The organism is Streptomyces sp. NBC_01431, assembly GCF_036231355.1.
In the GTDB taxonomy this organism is placed as follows: Bacteria; Actinomycetota; Actinomycetes; order Streptomycetales; family Streptomycetaceae; genus Streptomyces.
Genome location: NZ_CP109496.1, coordinates 14,004 through 36,564, shown reverse-complemented (window position 1 = coordinate 36,564; position 22,561 = coordinate 14,004). Strand labels below are relative to the sequence as shown.

The following is a 22,561-nucleotide window of genomic DNA, read 5'->3' as shown; positions in this document are numbered from 1 at the left end:
GGCGACCTCAGTCGATGGGTTCAGGCCCACGCAGTTATTGCTCCCTGTCTTGGAAAGAAATGGATCTAGGCAACTATTGATCAGAAACTCAAAGGGTTCTACTCAAGGGTGTAGCGGACGTGGGGGCCGTGGAAGTAGCCGCGGACGATGTGGGGCTGGCGTTGGCGTCTACGGAAGAACCTGCGGGTCTCAGCGGCGAGTTCGGCCTGGTTCCGGGGCCGGTGTCCCTTGGGCAGGCTGTGCTTGAGGTCGGCGTTGACCAGCTCATCGGGGTTGAGCTCGGGCGAATACGGCGGCAGGAAGTGGAGCTCGACGTCGTCGGGGTGGGCGGCGAGCCAGGTGCGGACGGTCTTGGAGCGGTGTGCGGAGTGCCCGTCGACCACGAGGTGAATCTTGTGGTTGAAGTGCCCGACAAGCCGTTCCAGGAAGCGGCATATCACGGCCGCGTCGAAGGTCTCGGTGAAGACCATGAAGTGCATGCGGCCCTTGGTGCTGATCGCGGACATCGCGTTCACCGAGAACCGGTTGCCGGTGCGGCGCACGATCGGTGTCCGTCCCTTCAGGCCCCAGGTCCGGCCGGTGACCTGGTCGGATCGCACGCCGACCTGGTCGGCGAACAGGATCTCCCCGCTCTCGGCCCTCGCCGTCGCGCGGATCGCCGGCCAGGTCTCCTCGCGCCAGCGCCGCACCGCCTCGGGGTCCTGCTTCACCGCCCGCTTGTCAGGGCGCTGGAAGGTCAGGCCCCACCGCTTCAGGTACTTGCCCACCCCCGGCTCGGTCAGCCGCACCCGATACAGCTTCGCGATCAGGTCACCGACCAGGCGACGGGTCCACAACTGCCCCCTCAGACCCACATCACACGGACGGTGATCCAGCACCGCCTGCCGCACCGCGGCCTGCTCGGCCTCGTTCAGCACCTGGTGGACCACCAACGGACGACCACGCGGCTGCGCGAGCAGCGCCTCCCGGCCCCCGGCCTGCCACTTCGCCCACCAGTTGTCCACGGCCTTCAGCGACACCCCGAACACCGCCGCGACGTCCTCACGGTCCCGGCCCGCCACCAGCGCCGCCACTGCCCGCAACCGCAGAACCTCCTGCGCCACCGGCGACAGATGGCGCGCGTCCCCCACCAGATCACTCACACCCAGCTCAACGACCAAGAATCACAAGCGTTTCTGATCAATATCTACACAAAGCCATATTTAGCGGGTCGGGCCGACTTTAGTCATCGGGTTCCATTTTCCATTGCAGAAAGGTGCAATCCCGCAGAAGATCTCCTCATGTTCCCAACACGGGGAACTGCGGGAGGGGAATTCGTGAAGATCACTTTTAGATCAGTCGTTGTCGCCATCGCGGGTGCAACTCTGGCAGCCGTCGGCTTTGCAGCGCCGGCCACCGCAGACGGTTCTCAAGTCAGCGCTTCCGACGCCGCTAGCACCCCCGGAGTAACCGTCACCATCCACCACCGCGGGGATGGCACGCAGCCGCCCGCGGAGCTGGGTAACCCCTCCGAGTGGGGTGTGGCGAAGATCGAGATCAAGGCTTCGGCGCATTCTTCTCTGCTGGGGGCGGGAAATACCTGTCAGAATGTCGCTCACGGTCAGTGGTGCTACGGTTGGGATCCGATCACTCCGATAGGCATGAAGCGCTGCTATTCGAACTACCTGGCGGACGTGTCGCACAAGACAACGGTGAGGGTTCAAAACGAAGACTACTCAAGCGGCTGGGTGTCCGCTGGTTCTGTCTCCTATGCTTCCGTAGATGTCGGAACGGCCTATACTTGCTACGCTTACTACGATAATGCTTAACCCCCGCGCTGCCGGATGAATTTCTGGTAGGAGGGGCTGGCCAGTCTGAGAGTCTGGGGCCACACGGGCAGCGTGTGGCCCCAGATTCTCGGCTTAGGCCTGTCCAAGGATGAATGGAGAAGAAGAATCAGAAATTTTTCGGGCGCTCGCGCTGTATCGCTGGCAGCGCCACTCGGAGCTGGCTTACTGCTTGGCCTACTGGGTCCCCTTGCGGGCAAATGGGATAATCCCGCTGGGGTGGTCTTGGATGTCATTTTTTCTGGAGGGTGGCCATGGGCCTGTTACGCATTCTTGGTCGGCTATTCCCGTCGCTCAAAAATTGAATCAGCCATTCTTGCACCTTTTGGGTTGGCCATCGGGGTAGTTACTTACTACCTATTCAAGGACTCGATTCTTACCACTGCCGTCCCAGGTGGATTTCAACCGTCTGGTAGTGGATCGGCTTCTAAAATTGTCGCATGGGGAGTGCCCGCGTTTATATTTGGCGTGCCTCTTGGCCTCTTGGGTAACGTTGCGCGAGTGCCGGGTGTTGGCGGCCTCTTCTTCCGGTTGCTCATTCCTCTCGTAGCATTTTATGAAACATCGGAACGATTGGCTAATGAATCACGAGGACCAGGGTCGGTCGTCATAGGTACCTGGAACACGGTTCGGTTCGTCGCGGTCGCTGTTGCGGTTGCTCTGGTAGGACACACAATATGGCGCGCGTGGCACACCCGGCGTACTCGCTCTTCGGGGTTTCAGGATTCAGGAATGCGAGCTCGGGACGCAGGAACTGAAGGAGCAACTGGAGACTCTTGAGCGGAGAAGGAGATACACAGCACCATCGAACACAAATGACTACTCCCCAAAGTCGAAGGCCCCGAAAGCGGAACGTTTTCGGGGCCTTCGTGCGCCCGCTCACACGGCGGCCGTCTTCTGCGGGCGGCCCCAGCCCTGGCTCCGGTCCATCGCGGCAAGCAGCACCGGCTCCAGCCGGCGGACGCGAGCGAGGCGCGGGACCTCCCCGAGCCTCCGCCGTCTGCTGCTGGTCGGCGTCACCGGCAGCGCCGATGCCTTCACTCATCCGGGGGCGCGCCTTCCCGCGGTGCTGACGTGGGGTCGGCTCGCGTGGAGTGGGTTCTTGCGGGTCCGGCTGGTGCTGCCCGGTGCCCGTGCCCGGCTTCGGCTTGCGATTCAGCATTCATCGCAGTCGAGCGGCCGCACGTCACTGACCTCGTCAGCCTCAGGCGGCAGCAGGGTCAGTTGGCGTTCTCGAACGAGGCACCGATGTCGTTCCACATGAAAGCCTCCTTCCAGTCCGGGCGCCCCTTGGCCCAGCCGTTCAGGGCGGCGATCACCTTCTCCTGAGAGATCGTCCCGGTCTGGTAGTGCTCTGCCGCCGTCCCGTCACGGAACTCCAGCTGATAGGTGTTGTCATCCCTGAGCCACACCTGCACATACCAATCGCCGGCCACCTCATCATCGAGTCGCTCGACGATCACGAAGGCGTTGCCCCGGCCGAGGTTCGCCACCATCCGACTCAAGGCCGTGGGCCCCGGATTTCTCACCTGACGACCGTGCTCGTCTCTCGCTTGGAGCATCGTCCGATCATCCCCCACAGCTCTGATATCCGCCGAAGAGCAACCACGTCACGCCCGCTCTCGTTCCCCGCGTTCCCCAGTTGGTTCACTGGAGTAGCTCTAACGTGCTTGGCTGACGTGCAGGGGGTCACGCCTCTGCCCCGGGGTAGCCGATCTCGAACAGCACGGTGCTGAGCTCGGCGATCACGCCCTCGACCTCCAGGAGTTGGGTACGCACTGGCGTCGGCAGGTGCTCCCGTTCCCATAGGGCGACCGGCTGGTCGGCGGGTCGGGCCGTCCACAGCCGTTCGAGTTCGGTGGCCGTTTGCGCCAGCGAGTGGACCGCGTTGTGGGCGACGGCTCCAACTGCCCGCTGGAGGGGGTCTCCGCCTATGGCAGCGCGGCCGAGCATGTCGAAGCCGGGCGAGCTGGTGAGAGCGTTGATGGTGGACTCGATGTGGGGCATCCGCAGGAGCCGCTGCACCCACGCCGGACCGCGTGCCCCGTCGGGCAGGGCCGGGTAGTCGGGCTCGGCGACCAGCGTGCGGTGCACGCTCCGCGCGAACTCCCGGTGGCTGGGCGTCCACAGGCTTCCGTGCAGGGCCAGTTCGAGCCGGTCGATCTGCGCGCGGGCTACCTTCACGTCGCTGGCCCACTCGGGCTTCAGGTCCGGTATGCCGGCGGCTCGCACTGCGCGGGCCCGGTCGCCGAGCAGCAGCGGGGGTGGTGGTGTGCCGTCCTGGGTGTCCGCGAGGTGACGCTCGGCGGCGATGTGCGCGAGGGAGTTGTCGACGACCACTCGCCGGGCCCTAAGCCGCCGGTCATGGCTGATCAAGTCGGTCCATCGTCTGCCCAGGACGCCGTGGGTCTCCAGGTCGCCTTCATGGATGCGGCTGGTGTGGGCGCCGTCGACCCAGCCGAGCAGCAGGGTCAGCTCGATACGTCGACCAGGACGTACGCTTCCTGGGCGGCGCGGCACGCCGCCAGGGCCAGGAGCTCGACAACCGGCATCCACTGCCGGTCGAACTCGTCCACGCCGGGTGCATCGGGACGTCCCGGGCGCGGTCCTTCCGGGCCGGGGACGGTGCGGTTGTCGTAGCCGGTGTGCCAGACGACGAGGGCTCCGCAGGTCATCCGGCACGACGCCACGCAACCATGCCGAATGCGGCCTGGTTGCTTTGCTCCCACAGTCCGCTCACCCGCGAACCGTACTCGGAGATACGACGCCCGGGGCCCACAGCAGCAGGCTCTAAGAGGGACTGTAGGGACGGTTGGGGGTGTCTCTCGCGGCGCCGGTCGGTCGTGCCGTGCTGCGGGTCGCGGGAGAGCCGCTTTTGCCCGGTAGGCGTTCGAACGGGCGGCCGTGCCGTCGTGGCCGCCTTGCGCAGGGGTGACCGTCATTATGATCGGCCTGCCCAGGCGTCTGAAGCGCACCGAGGCCGAGAGCTCGGCCGCTTGCCGCGCGCTCGCACCCCCTGATCCACTTGCCGCCTCGGCCTGCCAGAGTGGCCTGATGCTTCTGAGTCCTGAGAACACCCTGTTCATTCAGGGGGACACCCCTGTGCTTCTGCTGTCCGATGCTCCCATCCATGACCTTCTACCGGTCCTGACCGCGCCTGATGGTGCGGTGCCTCGGTGCGAGGGATGGAGCATCGTCCCCAAAATCGCGCTGTGCGTCGTCGACGGGCCCGGCAAGGCCGGGCTCGTCATCCCCGCCCTCGCGGCCCCGGTGATCGACGTAGCCGACGGGGCCACCAAGCCTGGCGACATGGACGACTGGTGCGCGGACGCCGAACGAGCCGGTGGCGCAGTCGTCCTGTCACTCGACGAACTGCCCGAGGCACTCGACTGGGCCCACTTGCTGGGCTCTGGCTCCGCCCGCGGCGGGTTCGTAACAAGCCTGGGCTGACGTTCCCCTGGTCGGTTCAAACTTTGGTGGCACGCGCTCAAGGATCGACGTCACAGGACAGCAGGGGACATCCGGCACCGGTGTGGCGGGGACGCCTAGAATCGTACGTGTGTACGATAATCTGCCGCCCGACCTGCCTCGCCTCCGCACCCTGGAGACGTTCTTCGCCCTCGGCCTCGATGAGATCCGGAAGGCGATCGCGGTCAAGGAGCAGCAGGAGGCGGCGGCCACGGCCCGCCGGGCACCGCCGCCTGTGCCGGACTGGATCATCTCGACCGGCCGCCCGCCATCCACCCCGGGAGCCGCCGGTGCCCGCACCGTGCACGTCGGCGGATGCGGTATGGCTCATGGCACCATCGCGGCCCTCACGCACGCGCAGGCGTTGCGGGCGCTCACCGTGGAGGATGTCCCGCCGTGCCAGTACTGTCGTCCGGACTCCGAGCTCGGGGTGCTGGACTAGGCCGAGCGCTTGCGGCCGGCGGTCTTCTTGGCGGTTTTCCCGGGCGTCGTCTTCTTCGCGGTGGTCTTCTTGGCCGCCGTCTTCGTGGACGCCTTCTTGGTCGCTGTCGTCTTCGCGGCCCGCCGCTTCGGCAGGTCGTGCAGGGTGGCGTCGTCCCCGGTGTGTTCGCCGCGGCCGGCCTTCGCCTTGTCCACGCTGGCGTTCAGCGCGGCCATCAGGTCGACGACCTTCCCGGCGGGCTCCGGAGCCTCCCCGCCTACTGGGCGGGGCTCGCGGTGCTCGGCCTTGGCCGCGAGCATCTCCTCAACGGCCTCCCGGTAGCCATCGGTCATGTCGCTGATGTCATCGCGCGCCATCGTCTCCAGGAGCTGGATCGCCGCGTCGACTTCCTCGTCGCTCAGGTCGACTTCGCGTGGGGCCAGCTCGGCCGGAGAGCGCACCTCGTCGTCCCAGCGCATCGCGTGCAGGACGATGGCGTCCTCCTTGACCCGGAGCAGACCAAGCCTTTCCCGGTTGTGCCACGCGAACTTCGCGACCGCTACCTTCGAGCTGCGCTCCAGGGCCATCCGCAGCAGCTTATAGGGCTTGGCGGCCACCCCCTCGGCCGCCAGGTAGTAGCCGTCCCCTACGCGGACGGGGTCGATGCTGTCGGCGGCCACGAAGGCTACGATCTCGATCGCCCTGGCCGTGGGCAGCGGCATCGAGTCCAGTTCCTCATCGGTCACCTCGACCAGGGTGTCCTTGGAGATCTCGTAGCCCTTGCCGATCTGGTCCTGGCTCAGTTCCTTGCCGTCGATCTCGCACACCTTGCGGGTACGGACCCGGCCCATGTCCTCGAGGTGGATTTGGTGGAAGGCGATGTTGTGGTTCTCGGTCGCCGGCAGCACCTTGATAGGGATCGTGACCAGGCCGAAACTGATCGCGCCGGACCAGACAGGACGGGGCATCTTTTTCAAGCCTCCCAGGACCCCCCTGGGCCATAACCCCAGCCTAGGGCGGCCGCGGACCCTCAGCATGCGGAGGTGTGGCAGGCGCGCCACCGTGGAGGCATGACCGAGCCGCCCATCGTTGTGCACCGGCCCCTGGCCCGCGGCGGCCGGCACGTCTACGTCCTCGGCCAGGACACCGGCGTCGCGTACTCCGATCGCGACCTGGTCGAGTTCCTCCGCCAGTCAGGGATCGATGAGAACGATGCCGCGGCCATGGTCGACGGTGAATCTCCTGAGATCGAATGGCGGGGTGGGCGGCCCCATCGGTACGCGGCGGCGGAAGAATCATGAAGACCCGGGCCTCAGCCTCGCTGCGAGGCTGAGCAGCCCCTGCAGCCTTCGCGGCGACATGGTCGGCCAGCTGCAACCAGTAGTTGCCGGTGCCGAGGCGCGGGTGGCTTGGGCGCCATCGAGCCAGCGGGCTCCGGAGGCTCCGTCCGGATGGACCAACTGCAACCACGGACTGTCGCGCCTTGTCTTCGTTGTCATGACAGCCAATCGAAGGCCGCGATCAACCTCGGCCGATCGGGAGTTGCGACTGTGGAAGGTCGGCCGGCGCTGAGCGTCACCTTCGTCGCCGCAGTCCTGATGGCGGGCGGCGCCTTGGCGCTATGGGTCCCTCCGCCCGCAGTATTCCGGCAGAGGGCCTGTTGCGGAGAGCTTTCGAGCACTCCGCAACTGGTGACCCTTCACCGATTCTCCGCCTCGAATGCCTGGGCGACGGCGAGGCTGTCCTCGTAGACATGGTGCCGGGTGACAAGGCCGTCTTCGACGGTGAGATGCAGAGCGAATCGCGCATGGTATGCACGTCCGGTGGGCCGGGCGGTCTGACGGATCTCGCCGAACACGACTGCGTCGTTTCCGTCGATGAGGATGCGCTCGACCTCAGTCCCCACGTACTCCGGCACATGGTACTCGGCAAGCTCGCGATAGTGGGCGGCCGCGTCGGCCCGAGTGGACCGGTGACGGATCCACGGCGTGGCAGTACGGCCGTGCTCGGTCTCCGGCCAGTCAAGCTTCCAATCGCCCTGCTCGGCATACAGCTCGGCGATGCGCTCGGGGTCGCCCTCGCCGATTCTGCGTAGCAACTCCTCAACCACAGTGCGCGTGTTCGTAGGTACGGCTATGGACATGGGAAGCCTCTCCGTCCTGGTCCGCGTCCTCCGACGCGGAGAGATCGCCAATCCTGCCCGTGTAGGCACGCCGAGACGATTACCTCTGAAGTAAGGCAAGCCCCTCACCGAGATCCACCCTCGAGTGAGCGGTTGAGCCGGCGGGTTGAGCGTTCAGTGTCGGCGCCTGCGGCGAGTTGCCCGGTGTGGCTGAAGCACAGCACTGAAGCACAGCAGGGGCGGGCGCTCAACCTTCCGGCGAGCGCCTGGTCGTGCCGGCGGTCAGCCGCCAGAGCCCGGCCACCTCGTAGTAGACGCCGTTGACCAGTTGCAACAGCACCAGCGTGACCGGCCAGAGCACTGCGCCGAGGCCGGGCACCAGGTCCATCGGCAGGGTGTAGGCCATCACGACCCGCACGACGGCGTCGAGCAGCATCGCCACGCCCCAAATCGCAGTCGAGACCCGCCAGATCCGCCGGAAGGCCGGCTCGCGTTCCCACAGCGCATCCCAGGAGGTGCCGTCGGATCGGAACCGCCCCTCCAACAGAGGGCGGCCGCCGTGGAAGAGCAGCGGGCGCCTGGCCCTGATCGAGATCAGGAACCAGAGCCCGGCCACGCCGGTCAGCCAACCGTCCTTGGCCAGCAGGAACCGGGGGCTGCCGCTGACCAGCGCGGCTGCGATGCCGAGCAGCATGGTCCCGGCGACGAATCCCGCCATGCCCTCCAGGCTGCGGGTGCGCAGCCACTGCACCACCATGGTGAGCGCCGGCAGGAAGGCGCCGGCCAGCAGTGCGACGAAGACGCTGACGCCAGCGGCACGCAGGCCGTAGTACAACGCGATCGGGACCACGATGTCCCAGACGACACCGAGCAGCAGACGTCGCCCGCTCGGCCGCGGCGGCACCTCGGAGGTCGTCACCGCCGACACATTGCGCGTGGTCATGACGTCCTCCAGTCACGAGAAGGGCAGTGGTGATCTCACAGGCACAGCCGTCCATGTCCGGGCGAGGCGGCTGCGCCATCCGCACGACGGCGGCTTCGATCGCAGACTTCAGGGTGATTCCGTGCTGGACAACGGCTAAACCAAGGACCGCGTCCTGGCCGCTTGAGGATGCGCGGGCGATGCAGCCGGGATCACCGAGCCAGCTTTGGATAGACAGTGCCCGGCCAACGCTCAACTCGCCAACTGCAGTGCCACACAGCTTCAGTTGGCGGATCAGTGCTCGACCGGCGAGTTGAGCAGAACGGCCTCCTGGATGGCCGCCGCCTGACGGCGACGCCCCAGACGCAGGGCCCCACGCGGGGATGGACCCAAGCAGGTTGCAACCACCGGCAGGGACGTGACCTGCTTACCGCACATGCGGGCGTGGCCCGCGGCAGCCTCTAAAAGTCCCCGCTATCGGCGCGGCTACTGACGGCCGGGACTTGCCGCGCCCTGCTCGTCAGCAATGCGGCGAGCCCCACCGGCCTCCAGCAGGTCGCACTCGACCTGCCACCGTCGGCGCGGCGTGGAAGTCCAGGCAGGCACCGACCCGAACAACAGGTGCCGTGGGTCTCGCCTGCACACGACCCGAAGTCAGTTGGCGTAGTAGGGGGTGAGCTCCCACGAGTTACCGCCTTCATCCTCCATGCAGGCGAAACCCACGATCGTTCCATGGGACTGCAGAGCGTTACCCCAATTGGTGCACTCCTGGAGAGGGCCCTTGCCGGGGATGTCCGCGCCCTGTCGCGGCGTCGCCTGAGCCACGCCGGCAGCGACGCCGGAAAGCGCCAGGACGCCGGCACCGACGACTATGGCCTTCTTGAAAGTCTTGCGCATTCTTCGCTCCGTCTCTGTCTGTAGGCACATGCGCCGCAGAAACGTGAACTCCGCGACCGCACTGCGCACTTGTGCGCCAAGGGAATCCCCAAAGCATCCGCAGTCGATCACACGGGAACTCACTGCCTCAAGGGACACTAGATGCCTGTTACACACTCCTGACAAGCGCACCGGCGGCGCCCACCGGGCCCTGCACGGTACTGCCGTCAGCCAAGGCCAGGAACAGCGGCAGCACCTCGTCGAGCCGCGTGTAGGCGCCGCGGCGCACAGCCGGCGGGCCGCGGCGAGCTGACGGCCACGAACGCCAGCGACGCGACGATCCACCGCTCCCGCAGCGGCGAGCGGGTGCCGGCCACCACCGCGCCCCACCACACCCATCCCACCGCCACGCAGAACAGCACGGCCGCTGGCGGCAGTAGCACGAGAGGCGCCCACCGGGCGACGTCGCCGCGGGGCAGCTCCTGCAGCCCCGGCAGTACACGGTGCTGACGCGAAGGCGACTTGAGAGGTCACCCACTCCAACCGGAGCTTCTTTGCATACGAGACGGGACGAACGGCACACGTCACACCACCGTGACCTGCAACTTCCCGCTACCACCGGGACTTTGCAACAGCCCTGTGCAGACGGGTGACAGAACCCGACATCATGCGTGGCGCCCGCGTCGGTTGCCGCTCTGCTCGACGGCTCCTAAAAGGTCAGGACGAGCGCCGCGGGAGGGGGAAGTGCCGCAATGCTCGGGGTTGGATGCCCGTCGAGAGGCGCTCGCGATGGGGCCGCCTCGTGCTCTGCTCATCGGCGACGATCGCCGAGACGTTGCGCCGGAGCACGCGTTCTCTTCGGCCGTTGACGACCGCGGTCTGGACCTCGACGTGGCCCAGGCGGATCAGCCAGGCCACGGTCTGAGGGTGAAGGAGGTCCATCAGCCGAAGGACCTTCTCGGCTGCGCTGTCGTTACAGATGCGGGAGACGGCGTTGACCTTGTCCTTGTACGCCTTGTGCAGCGTCTGCTTCTGCACTTTGCAGGCGTCGGCGGCCTTCTGCCAGGTTCCTCCGTTGGCCAGGATCTCGGCGATGAGCAGGGTCTTTTCCGCACTGATGGCCAGTTCGATGGCTCTCAGCCGTTCCAAGGCGTCCAGGAGTTCGGGGGTCCCTCCTGCGCGCGGGCGGTCGGCCAGCTCCCGGAGCCGCGTCATGGCTTCGCGCAGCACCCGGGTCGCCAGCGGCAGCACAAGATCGTCACCATACGAGTGTGGGCCGTCGTCGAAATGCGACGGCCCAAGCCATCCCCGCCTTGTCATCCGTCGAAAATAGTTGACAACCTCCGCCTGGCGGCAGGACTGGAATCAGCCACCTTCACCACGGCAATACGCAGAAGGGCCACGAGGCCTTTTCGGCATTCACCAGTGGCTCTATGGCTCGACCACTCGGACCGCCTTGACCCTGTTCCGGCCAGAAATTCCGTGAGGGCTTGTCAAATAGCACTTTCCGCGCTCCCGACGGAGGAACTAGTCGATGAGGCAGGCCAGTTAGCCTGTGAGGACAGGGAGGCTGGCCGTCGCCGGAAACGCCGACGGCCCCCGATGGCGCGGGAGCCGTCTCCACCTTCGCCCGATTAGGGAAGGTTTGCTTGGAACCCACCATAAGGCGCTCTCCGGGCGCCGGGCAAGATGGAATCACGCAGGCGCCGACGCTGAGGGGGCGCCGGTGACGATCCCCACAGGCATATTGGCACGCGCTTTTCTGATGGTGCCCGTGACGCTTCTGGTCGCCGTGCTCAGCTTGGTGTGGCTGATCGGGGTGATAGTCCCGCCGGCCCGTCAGTATGCGCTGGACGTCGGCAAGCAGACGGCCAGCATGGTGCGGGCCCTGACCAGGTAGGCGTTGTTCGCGGGGCGGCGGAGGCCGCCCCGCACGGCCCCGGTGGGTGGCGCCGCTGTGTCGAACCCGGCCAGCAGCGCTTTCCGCCCTAGGTTGGCCTTGTGCGCACGGCCTCCCAGGACTACAACATCGCGGCCGCACTGTGTGTGACGGGTGGCCAGGAGCTGGCCCACTGCCTGCTCTACGGTGTCGAAGACGTGTCCGCGCGCGTCGCCACCCGCCTCCTCGGCCAGCACCGCAGCGGGTACTGGCTCCGGCAGTTCTGCGTCCCGGCAGCTGATGCCCCATCCGGCCTCTGGTACGTCCTCGACCTGGCCCAGAGCCCGCCCTCCGTGAATTGGTGGCACGTCTGCGCCGCGCTGCAGGACCGGGCGTGCTTCCGGGAGTCGGCGGCCGATCTGGCGATGCTGGAGATCGCTGCTTCGATCGCTGGTCCCCACCGGGTCAACCTGCGGGCCGCGCTGGGGCTCTTGGACGACCAGGAGCAGGCTCTCGCCCTCGACGCCCTCGCCGAAGCGGTGGGGCGGCGATCGCCCGGTCAACAGATGCGGTAGACCCGCCCCGCCCCATTCATGCGGATGATGATGCCTTGCCGTTCCAGCCGCTCCAGGTGGTACGCGATCGACGAGGTGCTGGCCAGTCCCACCGCGTCGGCGAGCTCCTGGATGGTGGGCGGCACACCGGTCCGGGTGATCGCGTCGCGCATCGCAGCCAAGATGGCGTCTTGGCGAGGGGTGGGAAGCGGCGGGTGCCCCATGGAGAAGCCTCTTTCAACTCGGCCCCGGCGTGGCTCGACGGGTCATCGGCGCTGGGCCTGCGGATCCTGCGGATCCTGCGGCAGTTGCGGGACGGCCACGGTCGGCGCGGGCAGGGCAGCGACAGGCTGCGCCCGGCGCACGCTCTGGGCGGCCCGGTGCTGAGCCCGCGCGGCCTCTTCGGCCTGCCGCTGCTCGGGCGGCAGTTGCTGGCGGCGGGTCAGCTCGCGGAGTTCAGGCACAGCGCCCTGCTGGACGAGCTGCTGGACCACGTCGGGCGGTTCCTCCGGGGGCCGGGCCAGGCGGCGGGCGGCCTCTTCGGCCCGCAGCAGCCGGGCTTCCCGCTCCCGGATCTCCCAGTCGGCCAGCAGCCGCAGCGGCTGGGGGCCCTCCAGCTTCACCGCCTCGACCACCGTGCCCACGGACTCTTCCGGTGTGCTCACCGTCTGTTCCTTCCTGCTCGGTTCATGCCCATCACGCCGACCTGCGGGCGCCGCCGGGCACGACGGGGACGGCGACCGCCGGACGCGGCGCAGCCTGCTGGGCGGAGGGCGCCGGACCGGTGAGGTCCGGCGGCAGGGTGACCGCAAGGCGGCCGCCGTGGTGCGCCGCGAGGTCGGCGACCACCTTGAGGGCGGCCAGATCGGCCTGGGCGAAGCGGCCCGGCTGGGCCTGGGCGCGCTCGACGATCCCCTGGGCGTGCTCGGCCACGACGCCGAACGCGCCGGCTGCCGAGCCCGACCCGTCGGGCAGGTCGATGGGCGGGAGCTGCTGCCAGGCTTCCCGGAACTCCACCACCCGTGGGTGCGTGGAGGAGGTGCACAGTTCGTTGCTCATGTCGCTCTCTGCCCAGGTCTGGAAGGCGGCGGCGACGTCCCGCGAGGCCGCGGTGGCCTCTTCCCGGGTGGCGTACGGCAGGGGCTCGTTGGAGGCCAGAGTGGTGCGCAGCTGCCGGAACTCGGTGAGATTCTTCTGCTGTGCGGCGGCCACCGTGGCGTCGTCGGGCCGTTCGCTGCGCGGGCTGCTGTAGGCCAGGGCCGTGTCGCTCAGCTTGAGCAGGGCCTCGGCGGCCGGAAGGTCCTGCCTCTTGGCACCGCGGCGCAGCCGGTCGGCCCCGGCCTGCGCTCTGCGGGCGATTGTCTGGCAGGCGCGGACGGAGACGGTTCGCCAGAACCCCTGGACCCGTACGTCGTCGGCCAGACGTTCGAAGTACTGCCCCGCCTTTTCCCTGATGGTGTTCCACAGGTGGGCGGCGGCGCCGCGGACGGTCTGCAACTGCTGCCACTCGGGCAGCTCCTTGAGCGCGTCACCGTGCTGGTCGGCTGCTGCAGCGCGGTGTTGACCGCTGCGGCGTCGTGCCGGGCGTCCGTGCCGGTCGAGGGCTCCGCCACTGGGGTGCTAGACGGGGCGGTGTTGTCTGCGAGCCGGGTGGGCGGGCCGGGGACGGTGCTCCGCCAGGCTTGCTCCAGGATGCGCAGATCGTCGTCGACGGCCGCGGCCAGGTCTTGGGCCGAGCCCATCTCCGGCGGGACGATGTCGGCCCCGGCCTCCGCGACGGGAGCGAACGCCTCGGTGAGGTCCACCGGTTCAACGCGCGACCCCACATAGGCGTCCTTCGGGTCGTACACCCGCGGGTCGACCGGCCCGCCCTCCGCCGAAGGGGGTGCGGTCTCCTCGGCGGCGGCCTTCAGCTTCCATTGGGGGGCGTCGTAGGTGTCGTAGAGCACCCCGTCCCGTGATTTGATCTTAGAGGGTCGAGGGCTGCCTCGACGGACCAGATAAGGGCATGTCCATGTCACAGAGTGCTGTGACGTGAGCGTCAGAGAATGAGGAGACGTAATCAAGCGGAAGTCATCACGATGCTTTCAGCGCCGCGATAGCTGCCGACTGGACAACGGACGCCTGGCGCGCCCTCAGCGAACCGCGACCTCCCACGGCCTCTGATCGGTCGCCTTCCACCGGCCGTCGGGCACCTGGACGACCAGGCCGTGCTGCACAGCCCGTCCAGGTGCTTAGTGATCGTCCGCGCGGTGTAAGCCACCTTCACGCACAACTCCTGCACCGAGTGCGGTCCATGTTCGATCAGTTGGACGTACGTGCGCGCCGCGTGGGCCCAGGGCGTGGAGGCCGCTCAACGCGGCCAGCTCCCCGGCCTGGTTGTTGTCGTAGGCCGCGAGCAGCTTGTAGGCGGCCAGGCGCCGCTGGTCGTGTTTCGGGGACTCACATCACGGTCGACTCGGGGAACGCGCGCTGGTGCGGCATGCCTCGCTCAGGGTCGGCGAACACAGGCGTGTAGTTCAGCCACGACCAGGCGTCGATGACCAACTGCTTGAGGCGCACGGGGCGTCCCTCCGCACCAGGCCCTACGCCATGTGATCAGCGTAGAGCGCAGGTCGCACAAAAACTCCCTCGTATCTGGTAATCGGGCCGAGTTGGCGGGGGCTCGCTCTAGAGTGACGCCAGGACTCGCTGCCACTCCTGATCTCCCGGACCGATCGGCCGGGAGATACCCGTCCGTGTGGACGACAGGAGGCGTATGGACAGCGAACAACCGGACTGGGGCAAATGGTCCTTCATCATCGCTCTCATCGGGTTGCTGCTCGATGCGGTGACGAAGGTGCCCCAGTAACCGGCGTCCGTCCGGGGCCGTCTCTCAGGAGGCGGCCCCACCCTTTTCCCAGCGAGTACAACACTGTGTATCGGTGAGTACGCTGCCGGGTCCTGCTCAATCTACATTCACGGATCGTGATTACGGCTTCGTTCCTACGGATTCCTCGTAGTTCACGCGTCTCTTTCGCACGTCTCATGCGACTTGGTTTCGCACGTTCCCATACCCTTCATCTGCGTCCCGCCAGCCGATTGTCCTGGTAGCTGCGCGTCTCCGTACGGGTCGCTGCGGGGTCGGCGAGTTCGGTGAGAGCGTGGACGGCAGCGTCCATACGGTCTGGGGAGTCCGGGGATCCACGTGCCGAGCTGTCCCTCGAGGCGTGGGAACTCCCCGAGGTGATGGACCAGGCCCTGGGCGTAGAGCTGTGCGATCGGCTCGGCACGCAACCTCTTGCCCTGTTTGGCGTGGACTTCGATGATCGCGGGCATCAGCAGACCCTCGGTCTCCCACGCTTCGTAGCCCTCCCCGAACCGCCAGCATGTCGGTGCGACGCCAGGCACCGTAGGGAACGCCAGGCGTGCCAGACAGCCAAATTGGCAACCCTGTCTGGCAGTTGAGGACGAGCCGCCCTTGCGCGCACAGTCCTGTCGACCTGACCTCCGCCCCCGGCATGCCAGCCTTGCCGACACGGGGACTCCGATCCCCAGACTGATGCGGTACCCCGCAGCCAGCAACCGCCTGGGGATCCCGAACTCCTTCTTTTCTTCGGCGTGGGCCCCAAGGGGCGGTGAGGGATGCACTCACCCCTCTGCGCCAGGCCGGCCGTCAGCACGGTGAACACGATGCCCGAGACGCCGTGCGAGCCCTGCGTTGTCTGTAAAGCAAGCTTGACAACCAGCGAGGGATGACAAGTAAGCTTTACATGTGCGAAACAGCGTCAGGAAACTGCGGTCGTCACGAGGGCTCTCCCAGGGCCAGCTAGGCACAGCCCTGGGGGTCTCACGCCAGACGATCAACGCCATCGAGACCGAGCGGTACACACCTTCCCTGCCGCTCGCCATGTCCCTGGCCAAGTTCTTCCAAGTCAGCGTTGAGGAGATGTTCCATGCCGAAGAGGACCCCGCAGATGACCAGTAACACAGCCAGGCGGTCCGTCCCCGGCTTCGTTCTCGCCGTCGGAGGCGCCTGCCTCGTGGCCGCGGCTTTCGGCGGCCGCCTCACTATCGGCCTGGTGACGTTCGGGATCCTGGCGGTCTGCAGTCTTGCCTTAGCGCTGCTGGGACGCCGGAGCGAGACCTACCAGGGCCTCACCGAAAAGGCTCCCGACGAGCGCTTCGCCCGGATCTCAGGGCGAGCCTGGGCCGGCACGGGGGTGGTGCTTACCGCGGGGAATCTCTACGCCTTCATCGGTGACCTGGCATCCGGACGAAGCGGCGATCCGTACTTCTGGTTCGTGGCCACCGCCGCCATCTCCTACATCGCGTTCGTCGCCTTCTTCTCTCGGCATGCCTGAGAAGGCCTCGCCTCGAACGGCTCGCCGCCGTACGTCCGCCCCGGCAACGCGATCAAACGGCGGCGTCGCTGGCGTTGGTGGTGCCGGCGGTCCGTGCTTCCTCGAGTGCTTCTTCGTAGCTCATCGGGGTCCTGCGCCTCGATCGGGTCTGCCTGGCAGAGCTGGGCGCCTGGTCACCAGAGGCCGGCGCCGGCCAGGCTGAGCGGGTGTCGCCGGTGGAGTCGGGGTCGAGGTCGATGTCGGCGATGATGGGTAAGCAACAGTCCTTGAGTTCCTGAACCCCGTGCCTGGTTCCTCCTGCTCGTTCCGTGCCTGGGCCAGGACCTGTTCACTCCTTCGGGTGGTCAGATCCCGTTCTGACCCCACCTCATCCAGGGTGAGTGAACCTCGTGTGCACCGAGGTTTCTTCACCCTGGATGAAGTCGAGGTGCGTGAGTTGGCACTGGCCGTGGTACGTGATCTCCGGCTGCCGACCGGCGACGAGGAACTTGCGGACTTCGAGACCGACGCCCTATCCGGGTTCGTACTCGCCCGCGCTTCAGCTGGCCTGGCCGACAGCACGATCCGCAACGACACCAACCACCTGGAACTGATCCGGGACTGGTTCGGCCGCCCGCTGTGGGAGATGCGACCCACCGACGCCGACAACTACTTTGGCAAAGTCCTGCGAGACGCCAAACCCGCAACCCGGACCAGCCGGGCCGCCGCGCTGACGGTGTTCTTCCGCTACCTGGAACGGCGCCACAAGGTTGAGCGGCGGCTATGGAGGCCACTTCTGGTACACCCACACCCGCGACGCCAGTCACTTCGGTGGGGCGGGCGGCCCCATGGCCATCGACGGCACCTGGAGCCTCGACAACCAAACTCCTTCCTGGGCCCGCGTCTCCGTCCATCTGCCCGACACCGGGGCACAGACCCGGCAGGCCGCCTACACCATCCTCAACACCGACACCTCCGCTGAGGTTGACCCCTCCCGCGACCCGACCCGAATAGTGCAGCAGCGCGCAGGCCGCTGGGTCAGCCTCGGCGTCTTCCACTTCACCGGCCGATGGCGAGGACGTCGGCCAGCAGCTGGCGGTGCAGGTCAGTCAGGTTCACGCGGCCGTCGCGGCCCGGGTGGCGATGAGCTCGGGGAAGGCGTCTTCCCATACCTCGCGGATCGGCCGGCTGATCAGGGTCCGCAGCACGGGCCACTGGCTGATGAGCAGGTCGCGGTTGAGGAACGTCTCCAGGTCCTGGCGCAGGCCTTCGGCCAGGACGGTGCGGTACAGGCTCATCCGCAGCTTGGGATGGTCCACGTCGAAGGACCGCAACCCCGACCACACCACATGCAGCGGCAGGTCGACCGTGCCGTGCGCGGGGCCAGCCAGATCGTCCAGGCGCGCGGGCAGCTGGCTGGCGTACCGGGTCCGCAGGATCGTGAGCGCGGGCGGCACAGGAGCGGAAGAGGATGCCAGAGCCATGCCCCCGATTATGGCCTGCCGGGCCCCGTCCCGGCACCACGGGCACCTCGAATGCTGCTGGTCGGGGAGAGCCATCAGATTTTCAGCCAGGAGCTGCCCGCCACCAGCGACATCCAGGCGAGCCGGGGGCCGTGGGTCGCCGGAAGCGGGGCCAGAAAAGGTACGCCGCGGAGCTGCAGGCGATGATCGGAGTCAAGGTCGAGGTCGTACGAACGGAGTACCTGTACGAGATCCGACACGAGCTTGGCGAGGCAGAGGACTGATCAACCGGCTACGGGGTGGAGGACGCGCAGCCCATGCCTATCGGCACCCCAATTTGCCCGTCGCCCACCCTGAAGGTTGGTGTCGATCTCCTGGGAGACAGCTGTCGGGGGGCGTGCGCGGTGCTCGCACATCGCATGCGGGCCCGCTACGACGGGGTATTCAAGTACGCGCGGCGGGCAGTGACCAGCGTGTGCCACCGCTCGCGGACGCCGACCAGGGCGACGCGCCGTCAGCAGCACATCGACGCCCACGGGGGAGAGTCCTCCGTGACTTCTCTGCCGTTCGAAATCCCGGTGCGTATGACCCGGCCTGTGTTCGATACTCGTGCGAACTCAACGGAGACGGGGGAGGTGGTGGCAGTGAAGCTTGCCGAGGCACTGGCAGAACGTGCGGCGGCGACGCGTCGCGTAGAGCAGCTGCGAGCGCGTGTCGTCAGCAACGCGCGGTACCAGGAGGGGGAGACGCCCGCCGAGAACGCGGCCCAGCTTCTGGCCGAGGCCGATGAGGTGCTGGCGACCCTGGAAGTGCTGATCCGGCGGATCAACCGGACCAACGCCACCGTGGAGATGGGGCAGGACGGCACGCTCACCGACGCACTCGCACGGCGGGACGTCCTGCGGTTGCGGCACTCTGTGGTCACGGCGGCGGCGGACGCGGCCGCGGGGACGGGTGATCGCGGATACGGCAGGCAGCTGCGGTCCGAGCTGATGGTGCTTTCCGCGCTTCCGGTCGCGGAACTACGCGCCCGGGCCGATGTGCTCGCCAAGGAGATCCGCGAGGTCGACGTGCGGATCCAGCGCACGAACTGGGAGGTCGACCTGCTGGACTGACCGGTCCGGCAGGCTAGGGCGATGTGGAGCAGGTAGCCGCTCTGGAGGCGTGCACACACCGAGGGCCGGCGGTTTTCCAGCCCACTCCTGGCGCGTGAAGAGCAACGCGGGGGTTCGACTCCCCATCAACAGCGCAGCTCAGCACGGTGTACAGGTAACGGTGCACAGCGCACAGCACATCACCACGTGCAGATCCGGGACGGCGAGGGCGGGATCGGGGCATTCCACATCACAGCATCATGGAGAGAAGCACTGGCATCCGTCGGCACTCACGGTCCAGTAGGGAGAGGTCATACCGCGCGTTCATGACCACCAACGCCGTCCCAGAGCTGAGAACTTCGGTAATGGCCTGCGTGATCTCTGTGGTTACGGAAGCAGTCGGGGCTCCATGCGTGCGGGCATGCTCAGTCGTTCCTGCGTCCGCTGCGTGATCCGGACGCCGTCGACGAGGAATGACCATCCCTCGCCGGGCGTCAAGGCTGGAGGCGAATCAGCAAACCTAACCAGCGGCCGCCGGCGCGTCGGCGACTCCAGGGACGGGCGGCTTCGCGGCAGCAGGCGGCGTGCGGTAGGAGCGCAGGGGGGCGTTGGTCGCGGCCACGGCGGCGACCGCCAGAATGGCGGACAGTCCCCCGAAGACCAATGAGAAGGGGGCAGAGGTGACCGACGCCAACAGACCACCACGGAAGCTGCCGAGTTCGGGGCCCGCGACACCGACGACGTGTTCTACCGAGGAGACCCGCCCCCGGTACGCGTCCGGGGTCTCCAGCTGGACCAGGGCACTGCGGGTGACGACAGACACGGTGTCGGCAGCGCCCGCCACGGCCAGGCAGCCGAGCGCCAGCCACAGCGGCCCCGCCAGACCGAAACAGGCCAACGCCAGGCCCCAGACCCCGGCTGCGGACAGCTGTACCAGACCGCTGCGGCGCCAGCGCGTCACTGTGCCGGAGAGCAGACCGGCCGTGATCCCCCCGACCGCGACGGCCGAGAGGAACAGGCCGAGGGTCTGCGGGTTTCCCCCGAATCGGATCTCGTTGACCAGTGGGAAGAGTGCGATGGGCATGGCGAGCAGCGTTGCGGACAAGTCGGTGGCCATCGAGCCCCACAGCGTCGGGCGGCGCAGGACGATCCGCCAGCCGCCACGCTCCGGCCGGCGCCTGCCGCCTGCCGCGTCGGCGCCTTCGGGCCGCATGACAGGCAGGCGGATTACCGCAAGCATCGAGACCGCCATGGCCAAGGCCTGGGCGGCGTACGCGGCAGGGAAATCCCAACCCGCGATGATCAGCCCGGCCATCGCGGGGCCGGCCAGCATCGCTGCCTGGAAGGAGACGTTGGTCAGCGCGAGCCCGGCCGCGACCTGGTCGCCCGGCAACAGCCGGACCGGAAAGGTGCGCCGGGCGGGAGCGCCGAGAGCGCTGCAGCTCGTCCCCATGGCTACCAGAGCGAGCAGCAGCAGGACGTTGCGGTTGTCCGCCAGGGCCTGGGCACACAGCCCTGCGGCGGCCAGCAGTTGACCTGCGGTGGTGGCCCGCACCACCGCACGGCGGTCAAAGGTGTCGGCCAACGTGCCGCCGAGCAGTCCGAACAGCACCATCGGCAAGCCGGTGGCGAGCCCGATGGCGCCAGTGCCAACCGGGCTGCCGGTCAGCTCCCAGACCTGGGCCAGCACCGCCATGTTGGCTATCTGTCCGCCGAGTTGAGAGACCGAGGTGCCGATCCACAGGTCGCGAAACGGCTGGCTGCTACGCAGCGGGCGGGTGTCGAGAAACCGGACATGGACACGCCCCCTCATCGCGGTGGCTCGACAAGGTGGTGGAGGATCCGCTGCCGCATCGACCGGCGTTCCAGCGCCCGCCGCACCTCCTCGACAACGGTGGTCATCGCATACGGGACCTCGCCGTCCAGTTCGGCGACCGTCGCGTGGGTAGCGCGCCACTCCGCCTCTAGGAACGGCACCAGCGACCGGCCGCGCTCGGTCAGGTCGATCCGCCGGGTGCGGGCGTCAGGCCCCGGCTCGGAGGTGACCAGATCCTCCTTGCGCATGGCGGCGATGGTCTGGCTGATCGCGGAGTGCGAGCGGTCCAGGGACTTCGCAAGCTCGCGAATGGTCAGTGGTCCGGTGTGGGCGAGCCGGATTAGCGGATAGGCGAACCGAGGCCGCACCCCCTCGATGCCACGCTCTGCGTAGACCTGCTCGATCTCGGCGTCCATGGCTGCCAGAAGCTCGTGCAGGGATTGCCAGGGATCAGGTAGCGCTGTGGGATCTAAAGATGTCACAGCGCTAATATAACAGCGCTGCGATAAATTGAGCTCATGATCAAACACTCGGACCTGCTGCGCGAGACCTTCGAGAAGGTCGCCAAGAGCCCCGAGTTCGACGAGTACCCCTACATCGGTGAACTCCGCGACCCCAGCGTGGAGTCCCAGTTCCGCAGCAAGATCGCAGCCCTGGCCGGCCAGATGGCCGCGCTGGACAGCGGCGACGAGCTCGACCGCCTCGCCGACCTGGGCCGCCACATGCCGGGCAGCTCCCACGGCAACACGTCACATCCGAACGTCGGCTACCGCTGGGCGCGCAGGAAGTGATCGCGGCGATCCGGCCTGAGGTATGCCGGCTTGGATAGGGGAGCCGCAAGCCCCGGGGCCGCACGGGAAGTTCTGGACAGCGGGCCCTGGGGTCCCCGGTTCAAGGAGGCGTCCTTGTGGTTTCGGACCGCGACACCGTGTGGCGCCAGTGCGTACGCCTCGGCCATCACGTCCTGCCCCTTGTTGATCAGGAACCGTGGCGGTTGAACAAACGTCATGAACGCCTGCAGGCCTGGAACATCGACCGGGGCAAGGGCGAACGCCTCAGCGCCGCGTTCGGGACCCTGACCTTGCACGCGGTGGTGTCCGACGAGGTCGCCATGGGGAGCCCGCGGACCATCGCCATGCTGAACGGCATTCCGCTCACCGCTGCGCTGTGGCCGCTGCGACCACCGACAAGCCGGACTTCGAATTCTGCCAGCATGCTGCTGTGACAGACCCACGTGATCAGCCTCCCGCCTACGCCACTCTCGACTTCCTGCGCTCCGCGTTTCCACCGGAATGGCGCGAGCCGCCGCTCGGACATGAAGCTGTCGCAGGCTGGGAGGAGGGGAACGGTGTGGTCCTCCCGGAGCCGTACAGGACGTTCATCGCGGAGATCAGCAACGGGTCCAGCCTCGGCCCCGCCGGCGACGGCGGTCTCCAGCCGCTCGGCTGGCTGCCCGACGGATGGCCCGACCTTGGCCCGCGGCAGCCAGGAGAACTGTTCCCCCTGGAAGCAGCCTGGCCCTGGGAGGACGACGAGAGTGTCGACCCTGTGGACCCGCGGATCGATGCTGCATTCAACAAGGGCTCCATCGTTCTCGGGTCCGAGGACGGACAGTCGTTCTGGATCCTGCTGACCACCGGCCCCCGCCGTGGCGAGGTGTGGATGATCGCCGACGTCGGCGCCATCCCGGCGCCCGGCGACCAGGCGTGGGGCTTCGAGGAGTGGGTGCGGTGCTGGCACACCGACAACGGCTGGTGGGACTGAACGCGCCGTACTGGCCGGTCACAGGTCACGGGCT

27 protein-coding genes are annotated in these 22,561 nt (G+C 67.4%); 12 read left to right on the top strand and 15 right to left on the bottom strand.

What is annotated here, in order from left to right:
* Positions 1-98 precede the first annotated feature (98 nt).
* A complete protein-coding gene (locus OG522_RS00240) occupies positions 99-1,142 on the bottom strand; it encodes an IS630 family transposase (protein ID WP_329460877.1) in 1,044 nt (347 codons plus the stop codon).
* Positions 1,143-1,316: 174 nt separating this feature from the next.
* Here OG522_RS00240 and OG522_RS00235 point away from each other — a divergent pair, with 174 nt between their 5' ends.
* Positions 1,317-1,808 (top strand): lactococcin 972 family bacteriocin, encoded by a 492-nt coding sequence (locus OG522_RS00235; protein ID WP_329460876.1) that lies wholly within the window; start codon positions 1,317-1,319, stop codon positions 1,806-1,808.
* A gap of 1,238 nt (positions 1,809-3,046) precedes the next feature.
* On the opposite strand, the gene OG522_RS00230 is transcribed toward OG522_RS00235, so the two are convergent.
* The 3 genes from OG522_RS00230 to OG522_RS00220 form a co-directional block, all read right to left on the bottom strand.
* Complete coding sequence (locus OG522_RS00230; protein WP_329460875.1) at positions 3,047-3,322, bottom strand: hypothetical protein; 276 nt, start codon at positions 3,320-3,322, stop codon at positions 3,047-3,049.
* A 193-nt stretch (positions 3,323-3,515) separates the two neighbouring features.
* On the bottom strand, positions 3,516-4,346 hold the full coding sequence (locus OG522_RS00225; RefSeq protein WP_329460874.1) for a hypothetical protein: 831 nt from the start codon (positions 4,344-4,346) through the stop codon (positions 3,516-3,518).
* Positions 4,298-4,501, bottom strand: a complete 204-nt coding sequence (locus tag OG522_RS00220; protein WP_329460873.1) for a hypothetical protein — start codon at positions 4,499-4,501, stop codon at positions 4,298-4,300. Before OG522_RS00220 ends, OG522_RS00225 begins: the two co-directional genes overlap by 49 nt.
* 379 nt (positions 4,502-4,880) lie before the next feature.
* Between OG522_RS00220 and OG522_RS00215 the strand changes: the two genes are divergently transcribed.
* Positions 4,881-5,276, top strand: coding sequence for a hypothetical protein (locus OG522_RS00215; RefSeq protein WP_329460872.1), 396 nt, complete (start codon positions 4,881-4,883; stop codon positions 5,274-5,276).
* A gap of 109 nt (positions 5,277-5,385) precedes the next feature.
* Positions 5,386-5,736, top strand: a complete 351-nt coding sequence (locus tag OG522_RS00210) for a DUF6233 domain-containing protein (protein ID WP_329460871.1) — start codon at positions 5,386-5,388, stop codon at positions 5,734-5,736.
* Here OG522_RS00210 and ku read toward each other — a convergent pair.
* Positions 5,733-6,683 carry a non-homologous end joining protein Ku gene (gene ku, locus OG522_RS00205; protein ID WP_329460870.1) on the bottom strand — a complete coding sequence of 317 codons (951 nt, stop codon included), beginning with the start codon at positions 6,681-6,683 and terminating at the stop codon, positions 5,733-5,735. The genes OG522_RS00210 and ku overlap by 4 nt on opposite strands.
* A gap of 102 nt (positions 6,684-6,785) precedes the next feature.
* On the opposite strand from ku, the gene OG522_RS00200 reads away from it, so the two are divergent.
* Entirely contained in the window at positions 6,786-7,016 is a 231-nt protein-coding gene (locus OG522_RS00200; RefSeq protein WP_329460869.1) for a hypothetical protein, read from the top strand.
* 398 nt (positions 7,017-7,414) lie between these two features.
* Here OG522_RS00200 and OG522_RS00195 read toward each other — a convergent pair whose 3' ends face one another.
* From OG522_RS00195 to OG522_RS00180, 4 genes are all read right to left on the bottom strand, one after another.
* A complete protein-coding gene (locus tag OG522_RS00195) occupies positions 7,415-7,858 on the bottom strand; it encodes a nuclear transport factor 2 family protein (RefSeq protein WP_329460868.1) in 444 nt (147 codons plus the stop codon).
* Positions 7,859-8,084: 226 nt separating this feature from the next.
* Positions 8,085-8,780, bottom strand: a complete 696-nt coding sequence (locus OG522_RS00190; RefSeq protein WP_329460867.1) for a VC0807 family protein — start codon at positions 8,778-8,780, stop codon at positions 8,085-8,087.
* Between the two features lie 633 nt (positions 8,781-9,413).
* The gene (locus tag OG522_RS00185; RefSeq protein WP_329460866.1) at positions 9,414-9,656 is read right to left on the bottom strand and encodes a hypothetical protein; all 243 of its coding nucleotides are present in this window, start codon (positions 9,654-9,656) and stop codon (positions 9,414-9,416) included.
* Between the two features lie 696 nt (positions 9,657-10,352).
* A complete protein-coding gene (locus OG522_RS00180) occupies positions 10,353-10,886 on the bottom strand; it encodes a hypothetical protein (RefSeq protein ID WP_329460865.1) in 534 nt (177 codons plus the stop codon).
* Positions 10,887-11,409: 523 nt separating this feature from the next.
* Between OG522_RS00180 and OG522_RS00175 the strand changes: the two genes are divergently transcribed.
* Together OG522_RS00175 and OG522_RS00170 are read left to right on the top strand one after the other, a co-directional pair.
* On the top strand, positions 11,410-11,535 hold the full coding sequence (locus tag OG522_RS00175) for a hypothetical protein (protein ID WP_329460864.1): 126 nt from the start codon (positions 11,410-11,412) through the stop codon (positions 11,533-11,535).
* A gap of 101 nt (positions 11,536-11,636) precedes the next feature.
* Complete coding sequence (locus OG522_RS00170; RefSeq protein ID WP_329460863.1) at positions 11,637-12,089, top strand: hypothetical protein; 453 nt, start codon at positions 11,637-11,639, stop codon at positions 12,087-12,089.
* Here the strand turns inward: OG522_RS00170 and OG522_RS00165 are convergent.
* The 3 genes from OG522_RS00165 to OG522_RS00155 are packed head-to-tail and all read right to left on the bottom strand — an operon-like array spanning position 12,074 to position 13,565.
* Complete coding sequence (locus OG522_RS00165) at positions 12,074-12,292, bottom strand: winged helix-turn-helix transcriptional regulator (protein WP_329460862.1); 219 nt, start codon at positions 12,290-12,292, stop codon at positions 12,074-12,076. The genes OG522_RS00170 and OG522_RS00165 overlap by 16 nt on opposite strands.
* Positions 12,293-12,334: 42 nt before the next feature.
* Complete coding sequence (locus OG522_RS00160; RefSeq protein ID WP_329460861.1) at positions 12,335-12,733, bottom strand: hypothetical protein; 399 nt, start codon at positions 12,731-12,733, stop codon at positions 12,335-12,337.
* Positions 12,734-12,764: 31 nt separating this feature from the next.
* Positions 12,765-13,565: a hypothetical protein gene (locus OG522_RS00155; RefSeq protein WP_329460860.1), complete on the bottom strand. Its 801-nt coding sequence runs from the start codon at positions 13,563-13,565 to the stop codon at positions 12,765-12,767.
* 2,257 nt (positions 13,566-15,822) lie between these two features.
* Between OG522_RS00155 and OG522_RS00150 the strand changes: the two genes are divergently transcribed.
* Together OG522_RS00150 and OG522_RS00145 are read left to right on the top strand one after the other, a co-directional pair.
* Positions 15,823-16,035: a helix-turn-helix transcriptional regulator gene (locus tag OG522_RS00150; RefSeq protein ID WP_329460859.1), complete on the top strand. Its 213-nt coding sequence runs from the start codon at positions 15,823-15,825 to the stop codon at positions 16,033-16,035.
* Positions 16,025-16,411: a hypothetical protein gene (locus OG522_RS00145; RefSeq protein ID WP_329460858.1), complete on the top strand. Its 387-nt coding sequence runs from the start codon at positions 16,025-16,027 to the stop codon at positions 16,409-16,411. Before OG522_RS00150 ends, OG522_RS00145 begins: the two co-directional genes overlap by 11 nt.
* A gap of 1,094 nt (positions 16,412-17,505) precedes the next feature.
* On the opposite strand, the gene OG522_RS00140 is transcribed toward OG522_RS00145, so the two are convergent.
* The gene (locus tag OG522_RS00140) at positions 17,506-17,874 is read right to left on the bottom strand and encodes a hypothetical protein (protein ID WP_329460857.1); all 369 of its coding nucleotides are present in this window, start codon (positions 17,872-17,874) and stop codon (positions 17,506-17,508) included.
* Positions 17,875-18,497: 623 nt separating this feature from the next.
* Here OG522_RS00140 and OG522_RS00135 point away from each other — a divergent pair.
* Positions 18,498-18,968, top strand: a complete 471-nt coding sequence (locus OG522_RS00135) for a DIP1984 family protein (RefSeq protein WP_329460856.1) — start codon at positions 18,498-18,500, stop codon at positions 18,966-18,968.
* Between the two features lie 499 nt (positions 18,969-19,467).
* On the opposite strand, the gene OG522_RS00125 is transcribed toward OG522_RS00135, so the two are convergent.
* A complete protein-coding gene (locus OG522_RS00125) occupies positions 19,468-20,760 on the bottom strand; it encodes an MFS transporter (protein WP_329460855.1) in 1,293 nt (430 codons plus the stop codon).
* Positions 20,757-21,179: a MarR family winged helix-turn-helix transcriptional regulator gene (locus OG522_RS00120; RefSeq protein WP_329460854.1), complete on the bottom strand. Its 423-nt coding sequence runs from the start codon at positions 21,177-21,179 to the stop codon at positions 20,757-20,759. Before OG522_RS00120 ends, OG522_RS00125 begins: the two co-directional genes overlap by 4 nt.
* A 102-nt stretch (positions 21,180-21,281) precedes the next feature.
* On the opposite strand from OG522_RS00120, the gene OG522_RS00115 reads away from it, so the two are divergent.
* The 3 genes from OG522_RS00115 (at position 21,282) to OG522_RS00105 (ending at position 22,527) form a co-directional block, all read left to right on the top strand.
* On the top strand, positions 21,282-21,554 hold the full coding sequence (locus tag OG522_RS00115) for a hypothetical protein (RefSeq protein ID WP_329460853.1): 273 nt from the start codon (positions 21,282-21,284) through the stop codon (positions 21,552-21,554).
* Positions 21,555-21,670: 116 nt separating this feature from the next.
* Positions 21,671-21,988, top strand: coding sequence for a hypothetical protein (locus OG522_RS00110; protein ID WP_329460852.1), 318 nt, complete (start codon positions 21,671-21,673; stop codon positions 21,986-21,988).
* The gene (locus OG522_RS00105) at positions 21,985-22,527 is read left to right on the top strand and encodes an SMI1/KNR4 family protein (RefSeq protein ID WP_329460851.1); all 543 of its coding nucleotides are present in this window, start codon (positions 21,985-21,987) and stop codon (positions 22,525-22,527) included. Before OG522_RS00110 ends, OG522_RS00105 begins: the two co-directional genes overlap by 4 nt.
* Positions 22,528-22,561: the final 34 nt, after the last annotated feature.